This is a genomic window from Hydrogenophaga sp. A37 (genome assembly GCF_002001205.1).
Taxonomy (GTDB): domain Bacteria; phylum Pseudomonadota; class Gammaproteobacteria; order Burkholderiales; family Burkholderiaceae_C; genus Hydrogenophaga.
Genome location: NZ_MUNZ01000116.1, coordinates 44,567 through 67,304 on the forward strand (window position 1 = coordinate 44,567; position 22,738 = coordinate 67,304).

General features: G+C 67.4%; 22 protein-coding genes. 12 read left to right on the forward strand and 10 right to left on the reverse strand.

The features are described from left to right. Nucleotides 1–2: 2 nt before the first annotated feature. Nucleotides 3–947: an ABC transporter ATP-binding protein gene (locus B0E41_RS14690; protein ID WP_077331904.1), complete on the reverse strand. Its 945-nt coding sequence runs from the start codon at nt 945–947 to the stop codon at nt 3–5. After that, entirely contained in the window at nt 944–2,029 is a 1,086-nt protein-coding gene (locus B0E41_RS14695; protein WP_077331905.1) for an HlyD family efflux transporter periplasmic adaptor subunit, read from the reverse strand. Before B0E41_RS14695 ends, B0E41_RS14690 begins: the two co-directional genes overlap by 4 nt. Before the next feature lie 95 nt (nt 2,030–2,124). On the opposite strand from B0E41_RS14695, the gene B0E41_RS14700 reads away from it, so the two are divergent. From B0E41_RS14700 to B0E41_RS14715, 4 genes are all read left to right on the forward strand, one after another. Further along, the gene (locus B0E41_RS14700) at nt 2,125–2,967 is read left to right on the forward strand and encodes an alpha/beta fold hydrolase (protein ID WP_077331906.1); all 843 of its coding nucleotides are present in this window, start codon (nt 2,125–2,127) and stop codon (nt 2,965–2,967) included. A 136-nt stretch (nt 2,968–3,103) separates the two neighbouring features. Continuing rightward, complete coding sequence (locus B0E41_RS14705) at nt 3,104–4,354, forward strand: multidrug effflux MFS transporter (RefSeq protein WP_216350764.1); 1,251 nt, start codon at nt 3,104–3,106, stop codon at nt 4,352–4,354. After that, nucleotides 4,351–5,340: a tRNA (adenosine(37)-N6)-dimethylallyltransferase MiaA gene (gene miaA, locus B0E41_RS14710; protein WP_077331908.1), complete on the forward strand. Its 990-nt coding sequence runs from the start codon at nt 4,351–4,353 to the stop codon at nt 5,338–5,340. The genes B0E41_RS14705 and miaA overlap by 4 nt, the downstream gene beginning before the upstream one ends. Nucleotides 5,341–5,525: 185 nt before the next feature. Beyond that, nucleotides 5,526–6,191, forward strand: coding sequence for an ABC transporter ATP-binding protein (locus B0E41_RS14715; RefSeq protein ID WP_077331909.1), 666 nt, complete (start codon nt 5,526–5,528; stop codon nt 6,189–6,191). Between the two features lie 168 nt (nt 6,192–6,359). Here B0E41_RS14715 and B0E41_RS14720 read toward each other — a convergent pair whose 3' ends face one another. The 5 genes from B0E41_RS14720 to B0E41_RS14740 all read right to left on the reverse strand — a co-directional run bounded on the left by B0E41_RS14720 (nt 6,360) and on the right by B0E41_RS14740 (nt 11,143). Next, the gene (locus tag B0E41_RS14720; protein ID WP_253194883.1) at nt 6,360–7,517 is read right to left on the reverse strand and encodes an ROK family transcriptional regulator; all 1,158 of its coding nucleotides are present in this window, start codon (nt 7,515–7,517) and stop codon (nt 6,360–6,362) included. A gap of 131 nt (nt 7,518–7,648) precedes the next feature. Then, complete coding sequence (locus B0E41_RS14725; protein WP_077331911.1) at nt 7,649–8,101, reverse strand: RbsD/FucU domain-containing protein; 453 nt, start codon at nt 8,099–8,101, stop codon at nt 7,649–7,651. Between the two features lie 9 nt (nt 8,102–8,110). Next, nucleotides 8,111–8,908 (reverse strand): ATP-binding cassette domain-containing protein, encoded by a 798-nt coding sequence (locus B0E41_RS14730; protein ID WP_077331912.1) that lies wholly within the window; start codon nt 8,906–8,908, stop codon nt 8,111–8,113. A 1-nt stretch (nt 8,909) separates the two neighbouring features. Next, nucleotides 8,910–9,869, reverse strand: coding sequence for an ABC transporter permease (locus B0E41_RS14735; RefSeq protein WP_077331913.1), 960 nt, complete (start codon nt 9,867–9,869; stop codon nt 8,910–8,912). 269 nt (nt 9,870–10,138) lie between these two features. Then, nucleotides 10,139–11,143, reverse strand: coding sequence for a sugar ABC transporter substrate-binding protein (locus B0E41_RS14740; protein ID WP_143433844.1), 1,005 nt, complete (start codon nt 11,141–11,143; stop codon nt 10,139–10,141). 143 nt (nt 11,144–11,286) lie between these two features. On the opposite strand from B0E41_RS14740, the gene B0E41_RS14745 reads away from it, so the two are divergent. The 8 genes from B0E41_RS14745 (at nt 11,287) to B0E41_RS14780 (ending at nt 21,154) form a co-directional block, all read left to right on the forward strand. Further along, the gene (locus tag B0E41_RS14745; RefSeq protein ID WP_077331915.1) at nt 11,287–12,306 is read left to right on the forward strand and encodes a PfkB family carbohydrate kinase; all 1,020 of its coding nucleotides are present in this window, start codon (nt 11,287–11,289) and stop codon (nt 12,304–12,306) included. A gap of 112 nt (nt 12,307–12,418) precedes the next feature. Then, a complete protein-coding gene (gene zwf / locus B0E41_RS14750; RefSeq protein ID WP_077331916.1) occupies nt 12,419–13,894 on the forward strand; it encodes a glucose-6-phosphate dehydrogenase in 1,476 nt (491 codons plus the stop codon). 189 nt (nt 13,895–14,083) lie between these two features. After that, nucleotides 14,084–14,785 carry a 6-phosphogluconolactonase gene (pgl, locus tag B0E41_RS14755; RefSeq protein WP_077331917.1) on the forward strand — a complete coding sequence of 234 codons (702 nt, stop codon included), beginning with the start codon at nt 14,084–14,086 and terminating at the stop codon, nt 14,783–14,785. Nucleotides 14,786–14,799: 14 nt separating this feature from the next. Beyond that, entirely contained in the window at nt 14,800–16,635 is a 1,836-nt protein-coding gene (gene edd, locus B0E41_RS14760; protein WP_077331918.1) for a phosphogluconate dehydratase, read from the forward strand. Nucleotides 16,636–16,648: 13 nt separating this feature from the next. Further along, nucleotides 16,649–17,284 (forward strand): bifunctional 4-hydroxy-2-oxoglutarate aldolase/2-dehydro-3-deoxy-phosphogluconate aldolase, encoded by a 636-nt coding sequence (gene eda, locus B0E41_RS14765; RefSeq protein WP_077331919.1) that lies wholly within the window; start codon nt 16,649–16,651, stop codon nt 17,282–17,284. 142 nt (nt 17,285–17,426) lie between these two features. Then, nucleotides 17,427–19,025 carry a glucose-6-phosphate isomerase gene (gene pgi / locus B0E41_RS14770; protein ID WP_171984771.1) on the forward strand — a complete coding sequence of 533 codons (1,599 nt, stop codon included), beginning with the start codon at nt 17,427–17,429 and terminating at the stop codon, nt 19,023–19,025. 86 nt (nt 19,026–19,111) lie between these two features. Beyond that, entirely contained in the window at nt 19,112–19,489 is a 378-nt protein-coding gene (locus tag B0E41_RS14775; protein WP_077331921.1) for a methylglyoxal synthase, read from the forward strand. A 120-nt stretch (nt 19,490–19,609) separates the two neighbouring features. Next, complete coding sequence (locus tag B0E41_RS14780) at nt 19,610–21,154, forward strand: methyl-accepting chemotaxis protein (protein WP_171984772.1); 1,545 nt, start codon at nt 19,610–19,612, stop codon at nt 21,152–21,154. A gap of 80 nt (nt 21,155–21,234) precedes the next feature. On the opposite strand, the gene B0E41_RS14785 is transcribed toward B0E41_RS14780, so the two are convergent. From B0E41_RS14785 to B0E41_RS14795, 3 genes are read right to left on the reverse strand one after another with little or no spacing between them, the layout of a single operon-like run. Then, nucleotides 21,235–21,627, reverse strand: coding sequence for a DUF1801 domain-containing protein (locus B0E41_RS14785; RefSeq protein WP_077331923.1), 393 nt, complete (start codon nt 21,625–21,627; stop codon nt 21,235–21,237). Between the two features lie 39 nt (nt 21,628–21,666). Further along, nucleotides 21,667–22,137: an antibiotic biosynthesis monooxygenase gene (locus B0E41_RS14790; RefSeq protein ID WP_253194874.1), complete on the reverse strand. Its 471-nt coding sequence runs from the start codon at nt 22,135–22,137 to the stop codon at nt 21,667–21,669. A 21-nt stretch (nt 22,138–22,158) separates the two neighbouring features. Further along, nucleotides 22,159–22,644: an SRPBCC family protein gene (locus B0E41_RS14795; RefSeq protein WP_253194876.1), complete on the reverse strand. Its 486-nt coding sequence runs from the start codon at nt 22,642–22,644 to the stop codon at nt 22,159–22,161. Nucleotides 22,645–22,738: the final 94 nt, after the last annotated feature.

Genomic DNA, 22,738 nt, shown 5'->3' on the forward strand with positions numbered 1-22,738 from the left:
GCTCATGTCCGCCCCGCCTGGCCGTGGCCGAAGTTGTCCTGCGCCTGGTCGATCAGGCTGATGAACACGTCTTCGAGGTTGGCCCGCGTTTCGCGCAGCACCACGCCACTCTCGGCCTGGAAAGCGCCGAGCGACTGCGCCAGCAGCGCGGCGTCGCGCCCGGCCACGTGCAACGTGTTGCCGAAAGCGACGACGTTCTGCACACCGGGCAGCGCGCGCAGGCGTTCGCTCAGGTCCTGCGCGGCAGCGCCTTCGAGCGCCCAGACGCTCAGACCCGCCGCGTCCACGATCTCACGCTCGTTGCCGCGCGCCAGCACCTTGCCGTAGGCGATGTAGACCAGGTCGTGGCAGCGCGCGGCCTCGTCCATGTAGTGGGTGGACACCAGCACCGTGATGCCCTCTGCGGCCAGGCGGTGGATCTGGTCCCAGAAGTCGCGCCGCGCCTTGGGGTCCACGCCGGCCGTGGGTTCGTCGAGCAGCAGCAGGCGCGGCCCATGGATCAGGCAGGCGGCCAGCGCCAGGCGCTGTTTCCAGCCGCCCGAGAGCGTGCCGGCGAGCTGGCGCTCCCGCGCCTGCAGGCCCAGTTGCTCCAGTGCCTGGTCGACCGCCGTGCGGCGCTGCGGCAATTCGAACAGGCGCGCGACGAAGTCCAGGTTCTCGCGGATCGAGAGGTCGTCGTAGAGGCCGAACTTCTGCGTCATGTAGCCCACCTGGCGCTTGATGGTGGCGGCCTCGCGGCGGAAGTCCAGCCCCAGGCACTGGCCCTCGCCCGCGTCGGGCCGCAGCAGGCCACAAAGCATGCGGATGGTCGTGGTCTTGCCGCTGCCGTTGGGCCCGAGGAAACCGCAGATGCGGCCCTGGCCCACCTGCAGGGTCACGTCGTCCACCACGGCGCGGCCGTCGTAGCGTTTGGTCAGGCCGCGCACGTCGATGGCGAGGGCGTTCACTTCGGCTCCTGTGCCAGCCGGGTCACGTCCAGCGGCTGGCCGGGGCGCAGCCGCGCAGCGTCGGCCGGGCGCGGCGCCGCTTCCACCAGAAACACCAGTCGGGCGCGCTGGGCGTTGGAGTAGATCACCGGTGGCGTGAATTCCGGGCCACTGGCGATGCGGATGATGCGCGCCGGAATCGCCTCGCCGCAACCGTCGCAGCGCAGTCCCACCCACTGCCCGGTGGCGAGCGCGCCGACCTCGGTTTCGGGCACATAGAACCGGGCCTTCACGCCTCCCGGTGGCAACAGCGACAGCACCGGTTGCCCAGGCGCCACGTGTTCGCCGACGCGGAAAAACACCTCGGCCACCTGGGCATCGGCGGGCGCGGGCTGCTGCTTCTGGGCCAGCCGCCAGTCGCTCTGGCGCAGCACCTGGCGCGCGGCTTCGGCCTGGGCCTGGGCGGCATTGGTTTCGTCGCTGCGCGCCGGCAGGGCCGCCACGCGCAAGGCGGCCTCCAGCTCGGCGACCCGGGCCCTCGCCTGGTCGAGCGCGGCCTTGGCGGCGTCCAGGCTGGCCTGCGACACAAAACCCTGTGCCACCAGATCCCGCTGGCGCGCCCAGGCGGTCTGCGCGAGTACGGCCTGCGCCCGGGCCTGCGCCAGCTGGGCGCGGGTGACCGCCACCTCATCGCTGCGCCGGCCTTTGGTGGTGTTGGCGGCCTGTGCCAAGGTACCGGCCAGGCGGGCCTGTGCTTCGGCCTGCGCCGCCTGCTCGGCCTGAGCGTCCAGCGCGAACAGCGCATCGCCCTGACGGACCCGGTCGCCCGCCCGCACGGTCAGCCTGTCGAGCCGCCCACCCACCGGGGACGACACGTGTACATAGTCACCCTCGACATAACCCGACCAGCCCGTGGGCGGCGCCTCACCGCAGGCCAGCAGGCCGGCAACCACGGCCAGCCCCGCGGCCCGACGAAGCCTGCGCCCTCCGCCGGGCGATGCGTCGTGCACCACCTCCCCCAAGGCAACGACACGTTCGTGCTCGAACACGGAGGCCGCCGGGATGTCGCGGCGGATGCTGCGGGTGAACACGTTGTCGGTCATGGCTGATCGTCCGGTGAGGCCAGGCGGGGTGGCATGGTGCTGGCCAGATTCATTCTGCCTTGAACTTTTCGAGCTGGGCCGCATCATTCCCTGCGATGAAACGTTTCCTGATCCTCCTGTTTGCCGCGGTCGCGGTGCTCACCGGCTGCGCCACGCTCGATCAGCGGCAGCGGGCCTGGATCTTCCAGCCGTCCGACCGCAGCTGGTCGCGGGGCACCGAAGCCGCCGAGGGCATGGACGATGTCTGGATCAGCTTCCCGTCGAAGGAGACCACCCAGCCGGTGAAACTGCACGGCCTCTGGCTGGCGCATGACAACTTCAGCACCCGGCCGGACGCGCCCGTGCTGCTCTACCTGCACGGCGCTCGCTTCAACGTGACCGGCTCGGCCTTCCGGGCACGCCGCATGCAGGAGCTGGGCTTCTCGGTGCTCGCCATCGACTACCGGGGCTTCGGCAAGAGCTCGCCTGGGCTGCCCTCGGAAACCATGGCCTACGAAGACGCCCGCGCCGCCTGGGACTGGCTGGGCCAGCAGCACCCTGGCCGGCCGCGCTACATCTTCGGTCACTCGCTGGGGGGCGCCATCGCCATCGAACTCGCCGCCCAGGTGCCCGACGAAGCGGGCACGCTGGTTGAAGGCAGTTTCACCTCGATTCCGGACGTGGTCAGCAGCTTCAAGTGGGGCTGGCTGCCGGTGGGGCCGCTGATCACCCAGCGCTTCGACGCGGTCAAGCGCGTGCCCGCCATCGGCTCGCCGCTGCTGGTGGTGCACGGCGGCGAAGACCGTTTGATCCAGCCCGCACTGGGACGCCGCCTGTTTGAGGCCGCCACCGGCAAGAAGGCCTTCGTGCTGGTGGAAGGCGGCTCGCACCACAACACCAATTCCATGGGCCAGCCGCAATACCGCGTGGCGCTGGCCGAGCTGTTCGGGTTGAACTGAATCACCCCCGCGCCGCCTTCGGCGTCACCCCCTGAGGGGGCAACGCGGTGCGGCCCGGCAAAGCCGGTTCCGCCGCGTCCTGGACGCATGCACGTCGCGCAGGTCGCACATGGGGGCATCTGCTACCCTCAATCGGATGTCCGCCTCCCGTTCCGCCATGTCACCCGGCCTGATCGTGCTCGTGCTCTCCCTGCTGCTCGGTCTGCAGCCGATCACCACCGACCTGTACCTGCCCGCCCTGCCCGCCATCACCCAGGGCTTCGGCGCCAGCATGCCGCAGGCCCAGCTCACCCTGACCGCGCTGCTGCTGGCCTTCGGCCTCTCGCAAATGGTCTGGGGTCCGCTGTCTGACCGCTTTGGCCGCCGGCCGGTGTTGCTGGTCGGCATGGTGCTGTACATGCTGGCCTCGGTGGGCAGCACCTTCGCTGCCTCGATGGATCAGCTCATCGTGTGGCGCACGCTGCAGGGCATCGCGATGGGCGCGGGCGTGATGTGCGCGCGCGCCATCGTGCGCGACCTGTACGCCCCCACCGAGGGAGCGCGCATCATGTCCAAGGGCCTGACCGGGCTGGGCGTGATCGCCTGCGCCAGCGCACCGATAGGCGGCCTGTTGGCCGAGTTCGCGGGCTGGCGCATGGCGCTGATGGTGCTGGCCGTGTTCGGCGCCGGCACCCTGGCGGTGCTGGCTTGGCGCTTTGAAGAGACCCTGGCGCAGAAGAACCCGCGCGCGCTGGAGCCGCTCACCTTGCTGCGCACCTGGGCGCAGATCGTGCGCCACCCCACCTTCTGGGCCTTCACCCTGCTCTCAGCCACCTCTTATGGTGGCCTGTTCACCTTCCTCGCCGCCTCGCCTTTCGTGTTCATCGGTGTGCTCGGCCTCTCGAAAGCCGCCTACGGTGTGGTGATGTTCTCGATGTCGCTGTCGTACATCGTCGGCACCCTCATCTGCCGCCGCCTGCTGCCCCGACTGGGTGTGCGCAAGACGGTGGCGATCGCCGGCGCCTGCACCCTGGTCGCTGGCACCACGATGGGCCTGCTGGCCCTGTTCGGCGTGCAGAGCGTGGCGGCCATCATGGTGCCTGTCTACCTGTTCATGCTCGGCCACGGCGTGCACCAGCCCTGCGGCCAGAGCGGCGCCGTCGGCCCGTTTCCGCATGCGGCCGGTGCGGCCTCGGCGGTCAGCGGCTTCCTGATGATGGTCCTGGCGTTTTTCATGGGCGGCTGGCTCGGCAAGAGCCTGGCCGTCAGCCAGGGCAGCGTGCAACCCCTGACCAACGGCATGTGGTTCTGGAGCGTGCTGATCGCACTCACCGCGTGGACGCTGGTGCAGCGCTTTGGCGAAGCCAAGGCGCCCCTGGTGCGCGTCGCCTCTGAAACCGCCACATGACGACGAGCGAAGCGCGGCGGGGGGGTGTCGTGCTGGCCATGGCCGGGCCGACCGCGAGCGGAAAGAGCGCGGCCTCTCTGGCCATTGCCGAGCGCTGGCCGGTCGAGATCATCAGCGTCGATTCGGCGCTGGTCTACCGAGGCATGGACATCGGCACCGCCAAGCCCACGCCAGACGAACTGGCCTGGGTACCGCACCACCTGATCGACATCACCGATCCGCTGCAGGCCTACAGCGCTGCCGATTTCGTGCGCGATGCCACCCGGCTCATCGGTGAGATCAGCGCCCGGGGTCGCACGCCGCTGCTCGTGGGCGGCACGATGTTGTATTTCAAGGCGCTCATGCAGGGCCTGGACGAGATGCCGCGGGCCGATGCCGCCGTGCGCGCCGACATCGAGGCCCGCTCAAAGGCAAACGGCTGGCCGGCGATGCACGCCGAGCTGGCGCGCGTGGACCCCGCCACCGCCGCGCGCCTGGCGCCCAACGACTCGCAGCGCATTCAGCGCGCGCTGGAGGTGTTTCAGGTGTCGGGGCAACCGATCTCGTCCTTCCAGACCGGGCCGATCAGCGGGCACCACAACCCCTTGGTCCCGGGTGCCTTCATCAGCCTGGAGCCCACCGACCGCGCCTGGCTGCACGCCCGGATTGCACAACGCTTCGACGCCATGCTGGAGGCAGGCTTCCTGGAAGAGGTGCGGGCACTGCGGGCACGCGGCGACCTGCAACCGGACCTGCCATCCATGCGCTGCGTGGGTTACCGCCAGGCCTGGGAGGCACTCGACACCGCGGGCGGCGCGCCGCTCACGTCGGCCCAACTCGCCGAGCTGCGCGACCGCGGCATCTTCGCCACGCGCCAGCTCGCCAAGCGCCAGATCACCTGGCTGCGGTCCATGCCCGAGCGGGTGGTGGTCCCGTGCGACGCACCTGATGCGCTGGACCAGGTGGTTCAATGCGTGCAAGACCTGCTCGGCCCGCCCTCTCACTGAAACCATGCTGCAACGCCTGCTCCATCTTCTGCCACCGGCCCTGCGATGCCGCTGCACGCTGGGCCATGCGCTCTGGCTGATCGCGCTGGTGATGGTGTTCATGGTCTGGGGGCATGGGGCATGAGCGAGCGCCGGGCCGCTCCCAAGCACGCTCGCACCGCAGCACACAGGGCGAAGGTATTCCGATGAGCCTCATCATTGAACATCTTGGCAAGCGCTACGGCGAGGTGCCGGTGTTTTCAAATGTGAGCCTGCGCGTGGCGCCCGGCGAGTTCGTGGCCATCGTCGGCGAATCGGGTGTGGGCAAGTCCAGCCTGCTCAACTGCATGGCCGCGCTCGACGACTGGAGCGAGGGCAGCATCACCCACGACGGCGTGGACCTCGGCACCCTGGGCGAGGTGCAGCGCGCGCATTGGCGGCGTGAGAAGCTGGGCTTCGTGTTCCAGGCTTTTCACGTGCTGCCGCACCTGGACGTGGCGCAAAACGTGGGCCTGCCCTTGCTGCTGCTGGGTCGGCCCGACACCGCGCGTGTCGCAGAGATGCTGGCGGCGGTGGGGCTCGAAGGCCTGGGGGAACGCCTGCCGGCCCAGCTCTCAGGCGGTCAATTGCAGCGCGTGGCGATTGCCCGCGCGCTGGTGCACCGCCCCCGCCTGCTGCTGGCCGACGAGCCCACCGGCAACCTCGACCCGTCCACGGCGCGCCAGGTGATGGACGTGCTGGAGCGGCAAGCCAAAGACAGCGGCGCGGCACTGATCCTGGTGACGCACTCCGAAGCTGCGGCGGCTCGGGCTCACAGGGTGTTGCACCTCACGGCGCAGGGACTGCACGAGGCGCCGACCACTCAGCCTTGAGTCGCGCTGGGCTTGCGCATTAGGGATCGCGCGAAGCGCGGCAGGCAACCCCTTTCCGGCGCGAAATGCCCCAACCCAGAACGCGGCGGAACCGGCTTTGCCGGGCCGCTCGCGTTGCCCCTTGAGGGGCGGAGCGGCCACACGCAGTGGGCAAGCGATGGGGGTGGGTCAAGTCTTCAAGAAGATGTCCCGGTCCGGCGCAAAGCAGGCGTGCAACGGCAACAAGGCCCCGCCCAGCGCGCGAGCGTCCGAGCCGATGCTGCCCAGCTCCAGGCGCGGCAGGCCCTGCAGGCCTTCGAGGTTGTAGGCCTTGAGCGCTTCGCCGGTGCGTGCCCAGAGGTCGCGCAGCAGGTCGGGCGCGACCACACCGTCGATCACCACCGCCTCGACATCGAGAAAGGCCGTGCCGGCCACGATGCAGTGCGCCAGCGCGAGCGCGGCGCGGTCGATCCACTCGCGGGTGTAGGGCAACCAGGGTGCCTGCATCGCGCGCGCATCGTAGGCGGCCATGGGGTCCAAAGCGTGCTCGCGGAAGCGCTGCTCCAGGTCCCACAACGAGGCCTGGCTGATCAGCTGTGGTGGCAGCTCTTTCACGCCCGGCACCGCCACCTGCAAGGGCAGCGAGGCCACGGCACCCGCGTTGCCGTTGACGCCTCGGTGCAAGTGGGAGTTGATCACCAGACCGCCGCCCACGAAGGTGTCCATGAAGAGGTAGAGAAAACTGTGCAGTTCGCGGCCCCGGCCCTGCAGCAGCTCGGCCACGCAGGCGGCCGAGGTGTCTTTGGCGTAACTCACGGGCAGGTCGGTCAGGGCCTGCACCTCGGTGCCCAGGTCGATCTGGCCCCAGTCATGCGCCTGGGCTTCCGTCAGGCCCAGCATGCGGTGCCAGCCACCCAGCTGGAACGGCGCGGCCACGCCAACGCCCACCACGCGGCTGCGCAGCGGGCCGAGGCCGTCGAGCAAGCGATTGAGATGGGCACCGATGGCGGGCAACAAGGTGGCCGCATCGGGGAACGGGTAGTCGAGCACGATGCGCTGGCGCACGCGGCCGAGAAAATCGACCAGCAGCCAGTCGGCGCTGCGGCGCCCGATCTTGATGCCGATCGCGAAGGCGCCGTCAGGGTTCATGCCAATGGGCACCGAGGGCTGCCCCACCCGGCCGCGCACCGGCGCTTCACGGGTCAGTAGTTGGTCTTCGTCCAACCGGGCGGTGATCAGGCCGATGGTCTGGGCCGTGAGCCCGGTCAGTCGCGCGAGTTCGGCTTTGGGCTGACTGCCGTGCACGCGCAGCGCTTGCAGCACCACGCGCTCGTTGAACTGGCGCATGCCCACCTGGTTGGAGCCACGCTGGCGCAGGCGCGGCGCGTCCGCAATGTCGCCCGCGGTCACCACGGCGGGCGAGCTTTCGGTGGTGTCTTGAAGATGCGGATCGGTCACGGTAACCGAGTGTGACATGGTCACGCACGCAGAGGCTGGCCCAACACACCTTTGCGCAGGATGAAGTTGCCCCAGGGCTCCAGCTCACCGGTGACGACGATGGCGTAGGCCTTCTTCACGCGCTCGTAGAACGCGTAGCGCTCCACGGCCTCCACCCGCTCGGTCGGCAGGCCGGCACCGGCCAGCAGGTCGATGGCCTCGCGCTGCAGCGCCGAGCGGTAGCCTTCTGGCGTGTCGCTCACGTGCATGTAGGCGACCGGGTGGCTCACGTCTTCTGCCAGCGGCAGCACGCTCACCACCGCCTGCAGCGTGCGCAGCATGCCCACGCCCGGCAGGCGCAGCACCGGCTTGCCGGCACCGAGACTCATGGCGGTGAAGTTGGCGTCGGCCAGCACCACCGCGTCGTCGTGGCCCATTTCGGCGAGCAGCTTGAGCATGTCGGGGCTGAGCAGGGGATCAATGCCTTTGAGCATCTGGGTCTTTCAAGCAAGGACCTCGGCCGGCAGCTGGTCGACGGTCATCGCGCCCGTCATCACCGCCACCGTGTCGCTCATGCTGATCTTCTTCGGGTTGACCACCGCGGCGCGTTTGCCCAGGCGGGCGATGTGGATGCGGTCGGCGATCTCGAAGACGTGGGGCATGTTGTGGCTGATCAGGATCACGGGCAGGCCCTTGTCGCGCACACGGCGGATCAGTTCCAGCACCATGTTGCCCTCCTTCACACCCAGCGCGGCGGTGGGTTCGTCCATGATCACCACGTGCTGCGCGAAGGCCGCGGCGCGCGCCACGGCCACGCACTGGCGCTGGCCGCCCGAGAGCGTTTCCACCGCCTGCGTCATGGAGCGGATGCCGACCTTGAGGTCGTTCATGCGCGAGATGCTTTCGGCCAGCATCTTCTTCTTGTCGATCATCTGCAGCACGCTGCCCAGGAAACCGGGGCGGCGGATCTCGCGGCCGAGAAACAGGTTCTCCGCAATCGTCATGGCGGGGGCCACGGCGAGGTCCTGGTACACGGTTTCAATGCCGGCGCGACGCGCGTCGATGGGGCTCTTGAAGTGGGCGCGCTGGCCGTCCAGGTAGATCTCGCCTTCGTCGGGAATCGTGGCGCCGGCCAGGCACTTGATGAGCGAGGACTTGCCGGCACCGTTGTCGCCGATCACGGCCAGGATTTCACCGGCACGCAGTTCGAAGTCGGCGCCGTCCAGCGCGGTGACCTGGCCATAGCGCTTGACGAGGCCTTTGGCCTGGATCACGAGGGGAGAGGAGGTATCGATGGTCATTTCAACGCACTCCTTTGCGGGACATCTGGTCGGTCAGCACGGCAAGGATGACGAGCACACCGGTCACAAGAATTTGATAGACAGAGGACACGCCCATGAGCGTCAGGCCGTTGCGGAACACGCCCACGATCAGGGCGCCCACCAGGGTGCCGAGGATGATGCCGCGACCGCCAAACAGGCTGGTGCCGCCCAGCACCACGGCGGTGATGGCGTCGAGGTTTTCGGTCTGCCCGGCGTTGGGGTCACCGGCGCCGATGCGGGCCACGGAGAGCAGCGAGGCCAGGCCGTAGAACACGCCGGCCAGTGCGTACACGCCCAGCAGCACCTTGTCGGTGGAGATGCCGGTGAGGCGCGTGGCCTCGGGGCTGTTGCCCACGGCGTAGATGTGGCGGCCCGGCGCGGTCTCGCGCAGGAACAGCCAGGTGATCAGGTAGAGCGCGAGCATCAGCACCACGCCGTAGAGGATGTTGGTCTGGCCGATGCGGAACGAGTTGCCCAGCCAGGTCATGCCCTCGGACACATCGGTGATGGTCTGTGAGCCCGAGTACAGCTGGGTGATGGCGAAGGCGATGTTCAGCGTGCCCAGCGTGACGATGAAGGGCGGCAGCTTGGCCTTGGTGACCAGCAGGCCGTTGACCAGGCCAAACAGCGTGGTGGCACCAATGCCCAGCGCGATGGCGACGGGGGCTGACAAACCGAAGTCGGCGCCCATCTTGGTCATGACGATGGAGCCCAGCGCCATGATCATGCCGCACGACAAATCGATGCCGGCGGTCAGGATGATCAGTGTCTGGCCGATGGCGATGGTGCCCACCACCATCACCTGCTGCATGATCAGCGAGAAGTTCTGCAACGAGAGGAAGCGGTCGCTCTGCGTCGAAAAGAAAATGCAGGCACCGAGCAGGGCGATGAACGGCCCGAGGGTGCCCATGGGCGGAAGTTTGGCTTTGATGGCATTCATGGCGGTGGCCCGTCCAATCAGAGAAGAAGGAGTTGCAACCACCGCCCGCAAGGGCAGGTGAGCTGCAAACGGAGTGCCTGTCTGACGCAGGCTCTCTCAGTCAAATGAATCTCAAGAAGCGGTCAAGGCGAAAGTCGCCAAGCGAAGCGAGGCGATACCCACCAAGGGCACCCAGGGTCCGGCTCCGCCGGCCCTATGGTGCCGTCCCCCCTCCAAGCGCCGAAGGCGCGCCAGAGAGGGGGGAAGCCGCAAAGCGGCGCAGGGGGGAGTTACTTGTTCCCCCAGCACAGGTCCGTGCCCATCTTCACGTCCTTGCTGTCCACACCCTTGACGGCTTTGGCAGCGATCAGGGTCACGCCGGTGTCGACGTAGCCGCTGACCTTCTTGCCGGTCTTGGCGTATTCCACACCAGCGGCCACACCCATCGAAGCCATCTTCAGCGGGTACTGCTGCGAGGTGGCGGTGATCACGCCAGCGCCCACGTCCTTGATGCCGGCGCAGCCGCCGTCCACCGAGACGATGACCACGTCTTTTTCCTTGCCGGCGGCCTTCAGTGCCTTGTAGGCACCGGCGGCGGCGGGTTCGTTGATCGTGTAGACCAGGTTGATGCCGGGGTTCTTCTGCAGGCAGTTTTCCATGCCGGTCTGGCCCTTGGCGGCGTCACCGAAGCTGTCGGCCATGCAGGCCACGCCGGCCTTGGCGCCGCCCAGGTCGTTGCTCTTGGCGTCCGGTGCGGTCAGGCCAAAGCCCTTCAGGAAACCGTTGTGGCGCTGGGCGCCCACCGGGTGGCCGGGGAACAGGTCGAGCGTGGCGATGACCGGCTTCTTGCCGGCCATGGCGACCTTCGCGTATTCGCCGATCAGCACGCCGGCCTTGTAGTTGTCGGTGGCGAACAGGGCGTCCACGGCGGTGGCCGGGTCGGTCGGGCTGTCGAGGGCGATGACCATCACGCCAGCGGCTTGCGCCTTCTTGATGGCGGGGATGATGGCCTTGGCGTCGCTCGGGGTGATCAAAATGGTCTTGGCGCCAGCGGCGATCATGTTTTCCATCGCGGTCACCTGGCCGGCGTTGTCGCCGTCGGTCTTGCCGGCAGCGGCGATCAGCTTGGCACCCAGCTTTTTGGCTTCGGCGTCAGCGCCTTCCTTCATCTTCACGAAGAAGGGGTTGGACTCGGTCTTGGTGATCAGGCCGATCACGGGTTGGGCCTGAGCGGCGGCGGCGCCCACGGCCAGGGTCAGGGCGGTGAACACGAAGGTGGAAGCGATTTTTTTCACAGGTGTCTCCTCAGGAGGATGGATGAAGGACCGACGGATGGATGTGGCGCTCTGCAGTCAGGGCCTTCGGGTTTTCACGAAGATGGCTGCGGAGTGCCTGAACTATAGTTCGAACACATTTAATAAATCAACTGGATTTAGTTATGGTTTTCCCTAAGACGACAACACACGTTCCTGTTCAGGTCGCCACCGCGGGCGAGGCCCTGATCGACATGATCACGGAGGCCGATGACCGCCTGCGCCCTTGCGCTGGCGGCGCCGTCTACAACCTCACCCGCGCGCTCGGGCTGCAGGGTGTGGGCACGCTCTACCTCAACCCGCTCTCGCGCGACCGCTTCGGCCGACGGATGGCCGAGGCCATCGTTGAAGCCGGCGTGACCCTGGCACGCCCCGCTCCGGTGCACCAGCCCACCTCGCTCGCCCTGGTCAGTCTGGACGCCGAGGGCAAGGCCAGCTACAGCTTCTACCGTGAGGGCGTGGCCGACCGCGACGTCAGCGCTGCCGACATGACGGCCCAATGCGCGGCGCAGCCGCAGCTCTCGGTGATCGCCACCGGTTGCCTGGCGCTGGTGGCCGAAGACAGCGACAAATACCTGCCCTGGCTGCAGGCGCAGCGCGCGGCGGGCCGCCTGGTGGTGGTGGACGCCAACCTGCGCCCTGCCATCGTCCCCGACATGGCGGCCTACCAGGCCAGCGTGATGGCCGCACTGGGCGAAGCCCACATCGTCAAGGTCAGCGACGACGACCTCGCCACGCTGGGCTTCACCCACGCCGACCCGCTGGTCGCCGCCCGCGAGCTGATGGCAAAAACGCCCGCGCGCTGGCTGGCGCTCACGCTGGGCGCCAAGGGTGCGGTGATCCTGAACCGCGACGGCAGCGGCTGGCACGGCGCTGAGTCGGTGCCGGTCACGGTGGCCGACACCGTGGGCGCGGGCGACAGCTTCCTCGCCGGCATGCTGGTCGCACTGCTGCAGCGCCCGGCGATGCAGGCCGCGCGCACCGCCGCAGACTTGAACCTCGATGCCGCCGACGTGCAGCACGTCCTCGGCCACGCCATCGCCAGCGCCAGCCTGTGCGTCATGGAAACCGGCTGCGTGCCGCCCAGCCTGGCCCAGGCGCAGGCCCGCGTGGCCAGCGCCCGGCCGGTGTTCCGGGCCATCTGAGGCAAGGTGCCGCGCCCTTGCACGGTGCTTGCATGCAGACGATGCGAATTGGGAACCAGCGTGTAACTTGATTACACTATCATCGCCAAAACAACGTAACTTTATTAGACCCATGGCCACAACCAGCTCCAACACAACCCCGGCGGCCCCGCTTGATCTGGTGATCTTCGGTGGCGTGGGCGACCTCTCGGTGCGCAAGCTGCTGCCGGCGCTGTACATGGCGCACCTGCACAACAACCTGCCCGAGCAGACACGCATCCACGCCCTGGGCCGCCAGAGCTGGGACCGCGCGGCGTTTCTGACCTTCATTCAGGAGAAGGTGCCCGGCTTCATCGAGGCCAAGGCCTACAACGACCTGGCCTGGGGCGACTTCATCCGCCGCCTGAACTACGTCTGTGTGGACGCCACCGACGCCACCGACTACCCCGGTCTCGGGGCCCAGCTGCAGACCGCTTCCGACCGCGTGTATTACCTGGCCACCGCCCCCAGCCTGTTCACCGGCATCTGCGCTCACCTGGGTGGTGCGGGCCTGATCAACGAGCGCTCGCGCGTGGTGCTGGAAAAGCCGCTGGGCCACGACCTCGAATCGGCGCGGCAGATCAACACCGACGTCGCCCAGTACTTCGAAGAGCACCAGATTTTCCGCATCGACCACTACCTGGGCAAGGAGACGGTGCAGAACCTGATGGTGCTGCGCTTCGGCAACAGCATCTTCGAACCGCTGTGGCGCAGCCCGCAGATCAAAAGCATCCAGATCACCGTGGCCGAGAGCGTGGGCGTGGGCAGCCGCGCCGGCTTCTACGACGGCACCGGCGCCATGCGCGACATGGTGCAGAACCACCTGTTGCAGCTGCTGTGCATCGTGGCCATGGAGCCGCCGGTCTCGCTCGACCCGGACGCCGTGCGCGACGAAAAGCTCAAGGTGCTGCGCTCGCTGCGCCCCATGACCATCGCCGACGTGGCCAAAGACACGGTGCGCGGCCAGTACAGCGCCGGTGCCTCGGGTGGTGAAGCCGCTGCGGGCTATCTGCAGGAAGACAACATCCCCGAAGACAGCGGCACCGAAACCTTCGTCGCCCTCAAGGCCCACATCAACAACTGGCGCTGGGCCAACGTGCCGATCTTCCTGCGCACCGGTAAGCGCCTCGCGGCGCGCCAGTCCGAGATCGTCATCGAGTTCGCCGAACTGCCCTTCACCATCTTCAACGACTCGGCGCACAAGTCGGTCAACCGGCTGCTGATCCGTCTGCAGCCCGAAGAACACATCCAGCTGCAGATGATGGCCAAGGAACCCGGCAGCGGCATGAAGCTGCGCCCGGTGAGCCTGAATCTGGACCTGGAATCGGCCTTCACCGGCCGCCGCGCCGAGGCCTACGAACGCCTGCTGATCGACGTCATCAAAGGCCGCCTCACCCACTTCATGCGCCGCGACGAACTCGAAGCCGCCTGGACCTGGGTAGAACCCATCATCAATGGCTGGGAACAGCTCAACGAAAAACCCAAGGCCTACACGGCGGGCAGCTGGGGGCCAGCGGCTTCTTCTGCGCTGATGGCACGGGAAGGTTCTTCGTGGGTTGAAGAGTCGTGAACCGCCTGCGGGGGCCCTCACCCCAACCCTCTCCCGCGAGCGGGAGAGGGGGCAAGACCTGCCGACGCGACGGGCCGTTGCTCCCACGCCCTCCGGGAAGAGGGGGCTTCAACTCCCTCGCCCCTCTGGGGAGAGGGTTGGGGTGAGGGGCAGGCCCGCCAACAGCGCCCTTTAACGCGAACATCTCAAATGACCACCCCCCAGTTGACCGAACATCCCAACGCCACACCCGCCGCCATCGCCGCGCACATCGCCAACGCGCTGCGCAGCGCCATCGCCACGCGCGGACAGGCGAGCCTCGCGGTCTCGGGCGGCAAGTCGCCCATCCCCATGTTTGAGGCGCTGCGCGAGCAAGACCTGGACTGGTCGAAAGTGACCATCGTGTTGGTGGACGAGCGCGTGGTCCCGCGCGACCACGCCGACAGCAACACCGCCCTGGTCGCCCGTCACCTGCTGCAGGGCAAGGCCTCCGCAGCCCACTTCCTGCTGTTCTTCCGCGAACTCGCGCCGACCTACAACGCCGAGGTGCTGGACGCGCTGGTGATCGATGCCAGCGAACGCATCGCCGCCCTGCCCTGGCCGCTGGACGTGGCCGTGCTCGGCATGGGCGAAGACGCGCACACCGCATCGTTGTTCCCCGGCGCGCCAGGTTTTGCCCGCGCCATCGCCACCGACGAGCGCCTGGCCTGGGTGGTACCCGACACCGCGCCGCATGCCCGCCTGACATTCACCCTCAGCGCCCTGCTCGCCGCGCGCGAGCTGGTGCTGTCCATTTCGGGCGAGAGCAAGCTCGCCGTCTACGGCCGCGCCGCAGAAAAGGCCGACGTGGCCCTGCCGATTTCACTGGTACTGAACCAGACACAAACTCCCATCAGCATCTGGATCAGCTGAACAGGAACCCCGACATGAACACCCCACTGAACCCCACCCTCGCCCGCGTCACCCAACGCATCACCGAACGCAGCGCCGACGCGCGCGGCGCCTACCTCGCCAGCATGGCCGCGCAGCGCAAGAACGGCACGCAGCGCGGCGGCATGGGCTGCGCCAACATGGCGCACACCACGGCCGCCCTGCCCGCGAGCGACAAGCTCAAAATCCACGCCGAGCGCGCGCCGCACGTGGGCGTGATCACCGCCTACAACGACATGCTCTCGGCCCACCAGCCGTATGAGCACTACCCCGAGCTGATCCGCGGTCACGCGCGTGCGCTGGGCGCTACGGCGCAGGTGGCGGGGGGTGTGCCGGCGATGTGCGACGGCGTCACGCAGGGCGCGGCCGGCATGGAGCTGTCGCTGTTCTCGCGCGACGTGATCGCGCTGGCCACCGCCGTGGGCCTGTCGCACAACGTGTTCGACGCCGCGCTGATGCTCGGCGTGTGCGACAAGATCGTGCCCGGCCTGTTCATGGGCGCGGTGCAGTTTGGCCACCTCAGCACCGTGTTCGTGCCCGCCGGCCCCATGACCAGCGGCCTCTCCAACGACGCCAAGGCCAAGGTGCGCCAGCAGTATGCGCAGGGCCTGGTGGGCCGCGACGCGCTGCTGGAAAGTGAAGCCCAGGCCTACCACTCGCCCGGCACCTGCACCTTCTACGGCACCGCCAACAGCAACCAGATGCTGATGGAAATCATGGGCCTGCACCTGCCCGGTTCGTCGTTCGTCAACCCCGGCACCGAGCTGCGCGAACTGCTGAGCAAGGCCGCGCTGGAGCGCGCGCTGGCCAACACCGGCAAGACCGGTGAAGCCGCCATCTGCATGGCCGACATCGTGAGCGAGAAGACCATCGTCAACGGCATCATCGGCCTGCTCGCCACCGGCGGCTCAACCAACCACACCATCCACCTCGTGGCCATGGCGCGCGCCGCCGGCGTGCTGATCGACTGGGACGATTTCGCCGAACTCTCGGCCGTGGTGCCGCTGCTGGCCCGCGTGTACCCCAACGGCAGCGCCGACGTGAACCACTTCCACGCAGCGGGCGGCATGGGCTTCCTCATGCAGGAGCTGCTGAGCAACGGCCTGCTGCACGGCGACGTGACCACCGTGATGGGACAGGGCCTGGCCGCGTACACCAACGAGCCCTGCCTGAAGCACGGCGCGCTGGCCTGGCGCCCAGTGTCTTCGCAGAGCGGCGACACCGCCGTGCTGCGCACGGTGGCCGAGCCCTTCAGCGCCGACGGCGGCCTGCGCCTGTTGCAGGGCAACCTGGGCCGCAGCGTGGTCAAGGTCTCGGCCGTGAAGCCCGAGCACCGCGTGGTGCGCGCGCAAGCCGTGGTGGTGAGCGACCAGCAGGATTTGCTGGCCCTGTTCAACGCCGGCGAGATCAACAAAGACCTGATCGCCGTGGTGCGTTACCAGGGCCCACGCGCCAACGGCATGCCCGAGCTGCACAAGCTCACGCCGCCGCTGGCCGTGTTGCAAGACAAAGGTTTCAAAGTCGCGCTGGTCACCGACGGCCGCATGAGCGGCGCCTCGGGAAAGGTGCCCGCCGCCATCCACCTCAGCCCCGAAGCCCTGGCCGACGGCCCGATTGCCAAGGTGATGGACGGCGACTGGATCACGCTCGATTGCGAGCGCGGCGTGCTGGAACTGGAAGTGGACGCCGCCACACTGGCCGCGCGCAGCGTGAGCCACCCCGATCTGAGCCACAACGCGCACGGCACGGGTCGCGAGCTGTTTGGGCTGTTCCGCACCCATGCGAGCACCGCCGAATCCGGCGCATCCCCTCTGTTTGGCGACCGCCCCTGAACTGGACACACCCATGACCACCACCTGCTTCACCCGCCCCGCTTTCACCTCCCGCGTCGTCCCTGTCATCGTGCTCACCGACCCGGCCCACGCCGTGCCGCTGGCCCACGCGCTGCTCGAAGGCGGCATCGACGTGATGGAGATCACCCTGCGTTCCGACGCCGCGCTCGCTTCCATCGAAGCCGTGGCCAAGGCCGTGCCGCAGATGCACCTGGGCGCGGGCACGGTGACCCGCGTGGCCGAGGTGCAGCGCGTCATCGACGCCGGCGCCACCTTCGCGCTCTCACCCGGCGCGACCGATGCGCTGGTCGAAGCGGTCAAGGCCGCCAAGCTGCCCTTCATCCCCGGCGTGATGACGCCCGGCGAGGTGATGCACCGCCGCGAGCAGGGCTTCTCGCTCATGAAACTGTTCCCGGCCCAGCAGGCCGGCGGCCTGGGCATGCTCAAGGCGCTGGGCGCACCGATCCCGGACGTTCAGTTCTGCCCCACTGGCGGCGTGAGCCCCGAGAACCTGAAAGACTTTCTGAAGCTGCCCAACGTGGCCATGGCCGGTGGCAGCTGGCTCACGCCGGCCGACGCATTGAAGGCGGGCGACTGGGCCAAAATCACTCAGTTGGCCCGCGAAGCCACGGCACTGGCGGCAAGCTGATACCCCCCTGCGCCGCTTCGCGTCACCCCCCCAGGGGGCGATGCCAGCGGCCCGGCGAAGCCGGTTCCGCGGCATCCTGGCCTCGCCCGCGTCGGCACGGCCAATGCCCATGACACACTCTGAACCTCCGGAAGGACGTCACATGTCGAACACCCCCGTTTCCCCCACTACCCTCCCCGCCTGGCAACAGCTCGCCACGCTCGCCGCCGCGCCCCAGCCCCACCTTCGCGAGCGCCTGGTCCAACCCGGCCGCGAAACCCTTCAAGCCGCCGCCGACGGCACCGGCATCCGTGTGGACTTCACCCGCCAAGCCTTCGACGGCGCCATCTGGTCAGCCCTGATGTCGCTCGCGAAAGAAGCTTGCGTCGAAGCGCAGCGCGACGCCATGTTCCGTGGCGACGTGATCAACACCAGCGAACAGCGCGCGGTGCTGCACACGGCCCTGCGCGGCACACCCGGCGCCACCGGCAGCGATGCGCCCTGGGGCGACGCCATCCAGCAGCAAGTTCAGGCTGAGCTGGACCGCGTCTGTGCCTTCGCCGACCGCGTGCGCGCAGGTGAGGTCAAAGGCAGCACCGGCCTGGCCATCACCGACGTGGTGAACATCGGCATTGGCGGCTCAGATCTCGGCCCGCGCATGGCGGCCGACGCATTGGCCCCTCTCTGCAGCGACGGCAAAACCGGCGTGCGCGTGCACTTCGTCAGCAACCCCGACGCCTGGGCGCTGCACAGCACGCTGCGCGGCCTGAACCCGCTCACCACGCTGATCATCGTGGCCAGCAAGACCTTCACCACGCAGGAAACCATGACCAACGCCGCCTCCGCGCGGCGCTGGCTGCAAGACGCTGGCATCGAAGGCACCGCACAAAGCCCGCACCTGGTCGCCATCACCGCCGCGCCGCAGAAATCGGGCGCCGCCGGCTACCCCACCGATCACACCTTCACCTTCTGGGACTGGGTCGGTGGCCGCTACTCCATCTGGTCCGCGCTCGGTCTGCCGCTGGCCGTGGCCATCGGCTCGAAAGCCTTCCGCGAATTCCTGGTCGGCGGCCAGGCCATGGACGCACATTTCCGCAGCGCGCCGCTGGCGCAGAACCTGCCCGTCATCCTCGCCATGAGCGGCGTGTGGAACCGCAACTTCCTGCACTGCCCCACCCAGCTGCTGTCCACCTACCCCAGCCGCCTGGTGCGCTTCGCGCCCTTCGTGCAGCAGATGGACATGGAAAGCAACGGCAAGCGCATCCGCAAGGACGGCCAGCCCTGCGACACCGACACCGGCCCCATCGTCTGGGGCGGCCTCGGCATCGATGGGCAACACGCCTACTTCCAGCTGCTGCACCAGGGCACGCACCGCGTGCCGGTGGAATTTGTCGGCGTCGAAACCGAAGACACACCCCTGCCACTGGCCGCAGAGCACCACCGCGTCGTCAACCTCAACCTGCGCGCGCAAGCCCAGGCCCTGGCCCTGGGTCGCGACGAAGCCGCCACCCTGCAAGCGCTCATGGCCGAAGGCCTGAGCGCCGAGCAGGCCGAGGTGTTCGTGAGCCAGCGCAGCTTCAAGGGCGACGTGCCCAGCAGCACCGTCTGGCTCGACACCCTCACCCCGCACCGCCTCGGCGCGCTGATCGCCCTGTACGAACACAAGGTGTTCGTACAAGCCGCCATCTGGGGCATCAACGCCTACGACCAATGGGGTGTGGAATTGGGCAAAACCATGGCCAAGCAAATGGAGAAGCAATGACCCCCACGCTCCGCCGCTGCGCGGGTCGCTGCCCCCCCAAGGGGGCTGATCCGGCTTGGGGCGGCCCGGCGCCGGATCGCCGCAGGATGACCCCCATGCGCATCGCCCTCGTCGCCCACAACAAGAAGAAGGACGCCATCGTCACCCTCGCCACCGAGTTCGCGGCCCTGCTCCAGCAACACACGCTCATGGCCACCGGCACCACCGGCGGGCGCCTTCAATCCGAAGTCGGGTTGACCGTGGAATGCCTGCTCAGCGGTCCGCTCGGCGGCGACTTGCAGATCGGCGCGCGGCTCTCCGTGGGCGAGGTGGACTGCGTGATCTTCCTGCGCGACCCCATGACCGCCCAGCCCCACGAACCCGACATCAGCGCGCTGCTGCGCGCCTGTGATGTGCACAACGTGCCGTGTGCGACGAACGTGGCGACGGCGCGGTTGCTGCTGGACGACCTGGCGCGGCGCTGACGGCGCTGACGGCACTGTTGCCCGGGCCCGCAACCACCCATGCTCAAGGAAGCACCGGGTTGGTCGATAGCACTCCATAGACCCACTCCCCTCGATTGGGCACCTGTTGGAGCAAACTCAATGAAGACGTGGAACGAATGGTCGGTGGTCAAGCGCCTGTATGGCGTTTTTGCCATGGTGGGCCTGGTCATTGCTGGACAGATGATTTTGAGCTACACGGCTCAGTCGCGCAGCCAGCAAACGCTGGAGTCTGTGCGTGACGTTGAGTTTCAGCGCATGCGCCAAGTCTCCGAGTGGCAGGCCTATTCGACCGCGACCACGGTGCGGATCATGGCGCTCAACCGCAGCGCAGATCCGGACATTGCCTCCCTGTTCGGCCCCGAGATCGGGCCCAGGATCGAGACCATTGACAAGTATTTCGCCGACATCAAATCTTGGGCCACGGACCCAGAACAGCAAACCATCATTGCTGAGATCGAGCGCTCCTCGCCCATCATCATGGATGCGCTGGGTGAAATCTCCAAAGCCCGTGTTGCGGGCGACGACGCGGCGGCTTTGAACGCCTTCGAAGAAAAATTCATGCCAGCGGTGAACCTGTATCACCAAGGCATCGACCGGTTTGCTGAAAGTCAGACACGCCGACTGGACACCTCCGTCCGCGATCAGCAAGCCAGACAGTGGCAGCTGTTCTGGGCGGGCAATGGGGTCGTTGCGGTGGTGGTGCTGCTGGGCGCTGTCTTGATCCTGGGGTTGACCCGGCGCATTCGGAAGTCGCTGGACGAATCGATCCGGTTGGCACAGGAAGTGGCCAGTGGCGACCTGCGAGCCCGGGCACGCATCCAGAGCGCCGATGAATTCGGCACGCTCATGAAGGCCATGGACGGCATGGCCGCCAGTCTCGGCGACGTGGTGCAACACGTGCGACACAGCACCGACCAGATCTCGGAGGCTTCCGGCGAGATTGCACAAGGCAACCGGGACCTTTCCGAGCGCACCGAGCGCCAGGCCAGCCACCTGCAACAGACCGCGGCCACGATGGAGCAACTCACCGACGCCGTGCGCGAAACGGCCGAGAACGCCAGCGAAGCGGCTCGGCTGGCGACGCAAGCCAGCGAGGTGGCGCACCGGGGTGGCGAGGTGGTCGGGCGCGTGGTCGACACCATGGGGAAAATCGAACAGTCGTCACGTCGCATCGAAGAGATCATCAGCGTGATCGACGGCATTTCCTTCCAGACAAACATCCTGGCCCTCAACGCGGCGGTGGAGGCCGCTCGCGCTGGCGAGCAGGGGCGCGGGTTTGCCGTGGTGGCCGCCGAGGTGCGCAACCTGGCCCAGCGTTCGGCCGCAGCGGCCAAAGAAATCAAAGGCTTGATCGACGACTCCTCGCACAAGGTGCGCGACGGCGGCCAGCAAGTCCAGGCGGCGGGTCGCACCATGTCCGAACTGGTGAACTCGGTCAACCAGGTCAGTGCGCTGATCGGCGAGATCAGCAAGTCGGCCAGCGAACAACGTGTCGGCATTGCCGACGTGGGGAAATCCGTGGGTGAAATTGACCGCTCCACGCAACAGAATGCCGCCCTGGTGGAACAGGCCGCCGCAGCGGCGGGCTCGATGAGCGATCAGGCACGCCAGCTGGACGAAGCCGTCAAGGCGTTCCGGGTCTGAAGCGGGAGGGCGGCACCCACCGGCGGCCGGGGATCGCGTCTCGTTGTCGATCGCGTGCCGACAATGCTGGCGTACTGGGATCACGAGACCTGCAGATCGGCGCGCGGCTCGTGGCGGGCAAGTTGAGCGGCCTCAGTGACCAGACGAACAGCGGTTTCGTGGAGGAACGGCGTGCCCTCCTTCAGCTCCAGGGTGGCCATCTGGTACTTCCCACCGGGCCTCAGGCGGGGCTCGATGTGCCGCAGGCGCTGACCTTCCCAGAAGCCAAACAACACGCGGGTGGGTTCCGCCCGAATGAGCAGTACCGGGCCATGGGCAAAGTAGACGATGTGGCCCCACTTCAGCCGCTCTTCCAGTTCGGGTGCGGCGCTGCGAACCACCGAGCGCAAGGCCTGTGCGTAGCTGTGTTGCCAGCCACCGAGACAGGCCATGTACTCATCGGGATTCGTCGCCGACGTGAGGACCATCTTCATCTTGTTGCCCTCTGCTTCAACGATGGGGCGCCCGTGGGGTTAGGCCACTTTGGACCACATGGGCGTGAGCGCCGTGACTTGAGGGGGACCTGCCAGCAAAGGCTCCACGTCTTTCAGATACGCCGCGTAGGTGCTCGTCTTCAGGAAGTCTTGGGACGCTTCAGCGCTCGAGTATTGCTGGAATGCGCAGATGGAATCGGGGTCTGCATTGTCGAAGCAGTAGAAGTAAGCGGTATGACCCGGGTTGGCCGCAATGGCCGGTGCCATGTGCTTCTCCCAGACCTTTCGAACTTCGTCGCGTTGGCCAGGCTGCGTCTTGTGTTTGATGATGAGTGCAAGTGCGGTGGTCATCGAGATCCTTTCGGTGTTGGTGGCCCGGTCTTCTGAATGGCCGTGGCATTGCCACTTCAGATCGCGGCCCGCCATCTTCTCTGCGTCCTGCCACCACGTCGTATCCACCTTGAAATAACCACGTCGCATTAACCGGTTCAGCCGCCTGTTGTGCAGCACGAAGAGCTCAGCGAAGGTGATTCACCTGTCCGTGGATGACGAGCCGAGAAGCTCGTCAAGTTGGTCGAACGTCTCGTCGTTCCAACCCGTGCTACCGGAGCTGATGTCTTCGTCGAGCGCTTCCTTCGAGGGATAGAGGTCGTGCACGACGAGCAAGGTCTGCCCAGCCCTTTCCTCGAGCGTGACCGTGGTGATCTGCCCGTTGCCGCCCGCCTCTTCATTGGTCCAGACGAGCCGCGCGGGCGATGTCACTTCCAGGTACCTGCCGTGGAACGCCATGGGCTCTGGGGCGGCAGGGTGACGGAACACGAGCCGGTAGGTGCCGCCCACGCGAACGTCGAGCTCACAGGAAAGCAGCGTCAGGCCAAACGACTTCGGAACCCACCAACGTTGAAACAGCTCGGCCTTGGTCCACGCCTCGAACACGAGGTGCGGCGGGGCGTTGACGGTTCGTGTGACGACGAGCTCACGCTCGGACTTCCGCTCCATCAACATTCGATTCTTCATGGGGCTTGGCTGACTGCTTCTTCCTGCGTCCATCGACTTTCTCCTTGCGTTTCAATCCCTCGACAACCTTGTCCAGCTCGTCGAAGCGTGTCTC

What these genes read in the sequence shown, in the direction of transcription:
- B0E41_RS14775 (WP_077331921.1), top strand. Translation starts at nt 19,112, where the DNA reads ATGACCCCCATGCGCATCGCCCTCGTCGCCCACAACAAGAAGAAGGAC.
- miaA (WP_077331908.1), top strand. Translation starts at nt 4,351, where the DNA reads ATGACGACGAGCGAAGCGCGGCGGGGGGGTGTCGTGCTGGCCATGGCC.
- B0E41_RS14715 (WP_077331909.1), top strand. Translation starts at nt 5,526, where the DNA reads ATGAGCCTCATCATTGAACATCTTGGCAAGCGCTACGGCGAGGTGCCG.
- B0E41_RS14730 (WP_077331912.1), bottom strand. Translation starts at nt 8,908, where the DNA reads ATGACCATCGATACCTCCTCTCCCCTCGTGATCCAGGCCAAAGGCCTC.
- pgi (WP_171984771.1), top strand. Translation starts at nt 17,427, where the DNA reads ATGTCGAACACCCCCGTTTCCCCCACTACCCTCCCCGCCTGGCAACAG.
- B0E41_RS14795 (WP_253194876.1), bottom strand. Translation starts at nt 22,644, where the DNA reads ATGAAGAATCGAATGTTGATGGAGCGGAAGTCCGAGCGTGAGCTCGTC.
- B0E41_RS14725 (WP_077331911.1), bottom strand. Translation starts at nt 8,101, where the DNA reads ATGCTCAAAGGCATTGATCCCCTGCTCAGCCCCGACATGCTCAAGCTG.
- B0E41_RS14780 (WP_171984772.1), top strand. Translation starts at nt 19,610, where the DNA reads ATGAAGACGTGGAACGAATGGTCGGTGGTCAAGCGCCTGTATGGCGTT.
- B0E41_RS14745 (WP_077331915.1), top strand. Translation starts at nt 11,287, where the DNA reads ATGGTTTTCCCTAAGACGACAACACACGTTCCTGTTCAGGTCGCCACC.
- B0E41_RS14705 (WP_216350764.1), top strand. Translation starts at nt 3,104, where the DNA reads ATGTCCGCCTCCCGTTCCGCCATGTCACCCGGCCTGATCGTGCTCGTG.
- eda (WP_077331919.1), top strand. Translation starts at nt 16,649, where the DNA reads ATGACCACCACCTGCTTCACCCGCCCCGCTTTCACCTCCCGCGTCGTC.
- B0E41_RS14720 (WP_253194883.1), bottom strand. Translation starts at nt 7,517, where the DNA reads ATGCGCCAGTTCAACGAGCGCGTGGTGCTGCAAGCGCTGCGCGTGCAC.
- B0E41_RS14700 (WP_077331906.1), top strand. Translation starts at nt 2,125, where the DNA reads ATGAAACGTTTCCTGATCCTCCTGTTTGCCGCGGTCGCGGTGCTCACC.
- zwf (WP_077331916.1), top strand. Translation starts at nt 12,419, where the DNA reads ATGGCCACAACCAGCTCCAACACAACCCCGGCGGCCCCGCTTGATCTG.
- edd (WP_077331918.1), top strand. Translation starts at nt 14,800, where the DNA reads ATGAACACCCCACTGAACCCCACCCTCGCCCGCGTCACCCAACGCATC.
- B0E41_RS14785 (WP_077331923.1), bottom strand. Translation starts at nt 21,627, where the DNA reads ATGAAGATGGTCCTCACGTCGGCGACGAATCCCGATGAGTACATGGCC.
- pgl (WP_077331917.1), top strand. Translation starts at nt 14,084, where the DNA reads ATGACCACCCCCCAGTTGACCGAACATCCCAACGCCACACCCGCCGCC.
- B0E41_RS14695 (WP_077331905.1), bottom strand. Translation starts at nt 2,029, where the DNA reads ATGACCGACAACGTGTTCACCCGCAGCATCCGCCGCGACATCCCGGCG.
- B0E41_RS14735 (WP_077331913.1), bottom strand. Translation starts at nt 9,869, where the DNA reads ATGAATGCCATCAAAGCCAAACTTCCGCCCATGGGCACCCTCGGGCCG.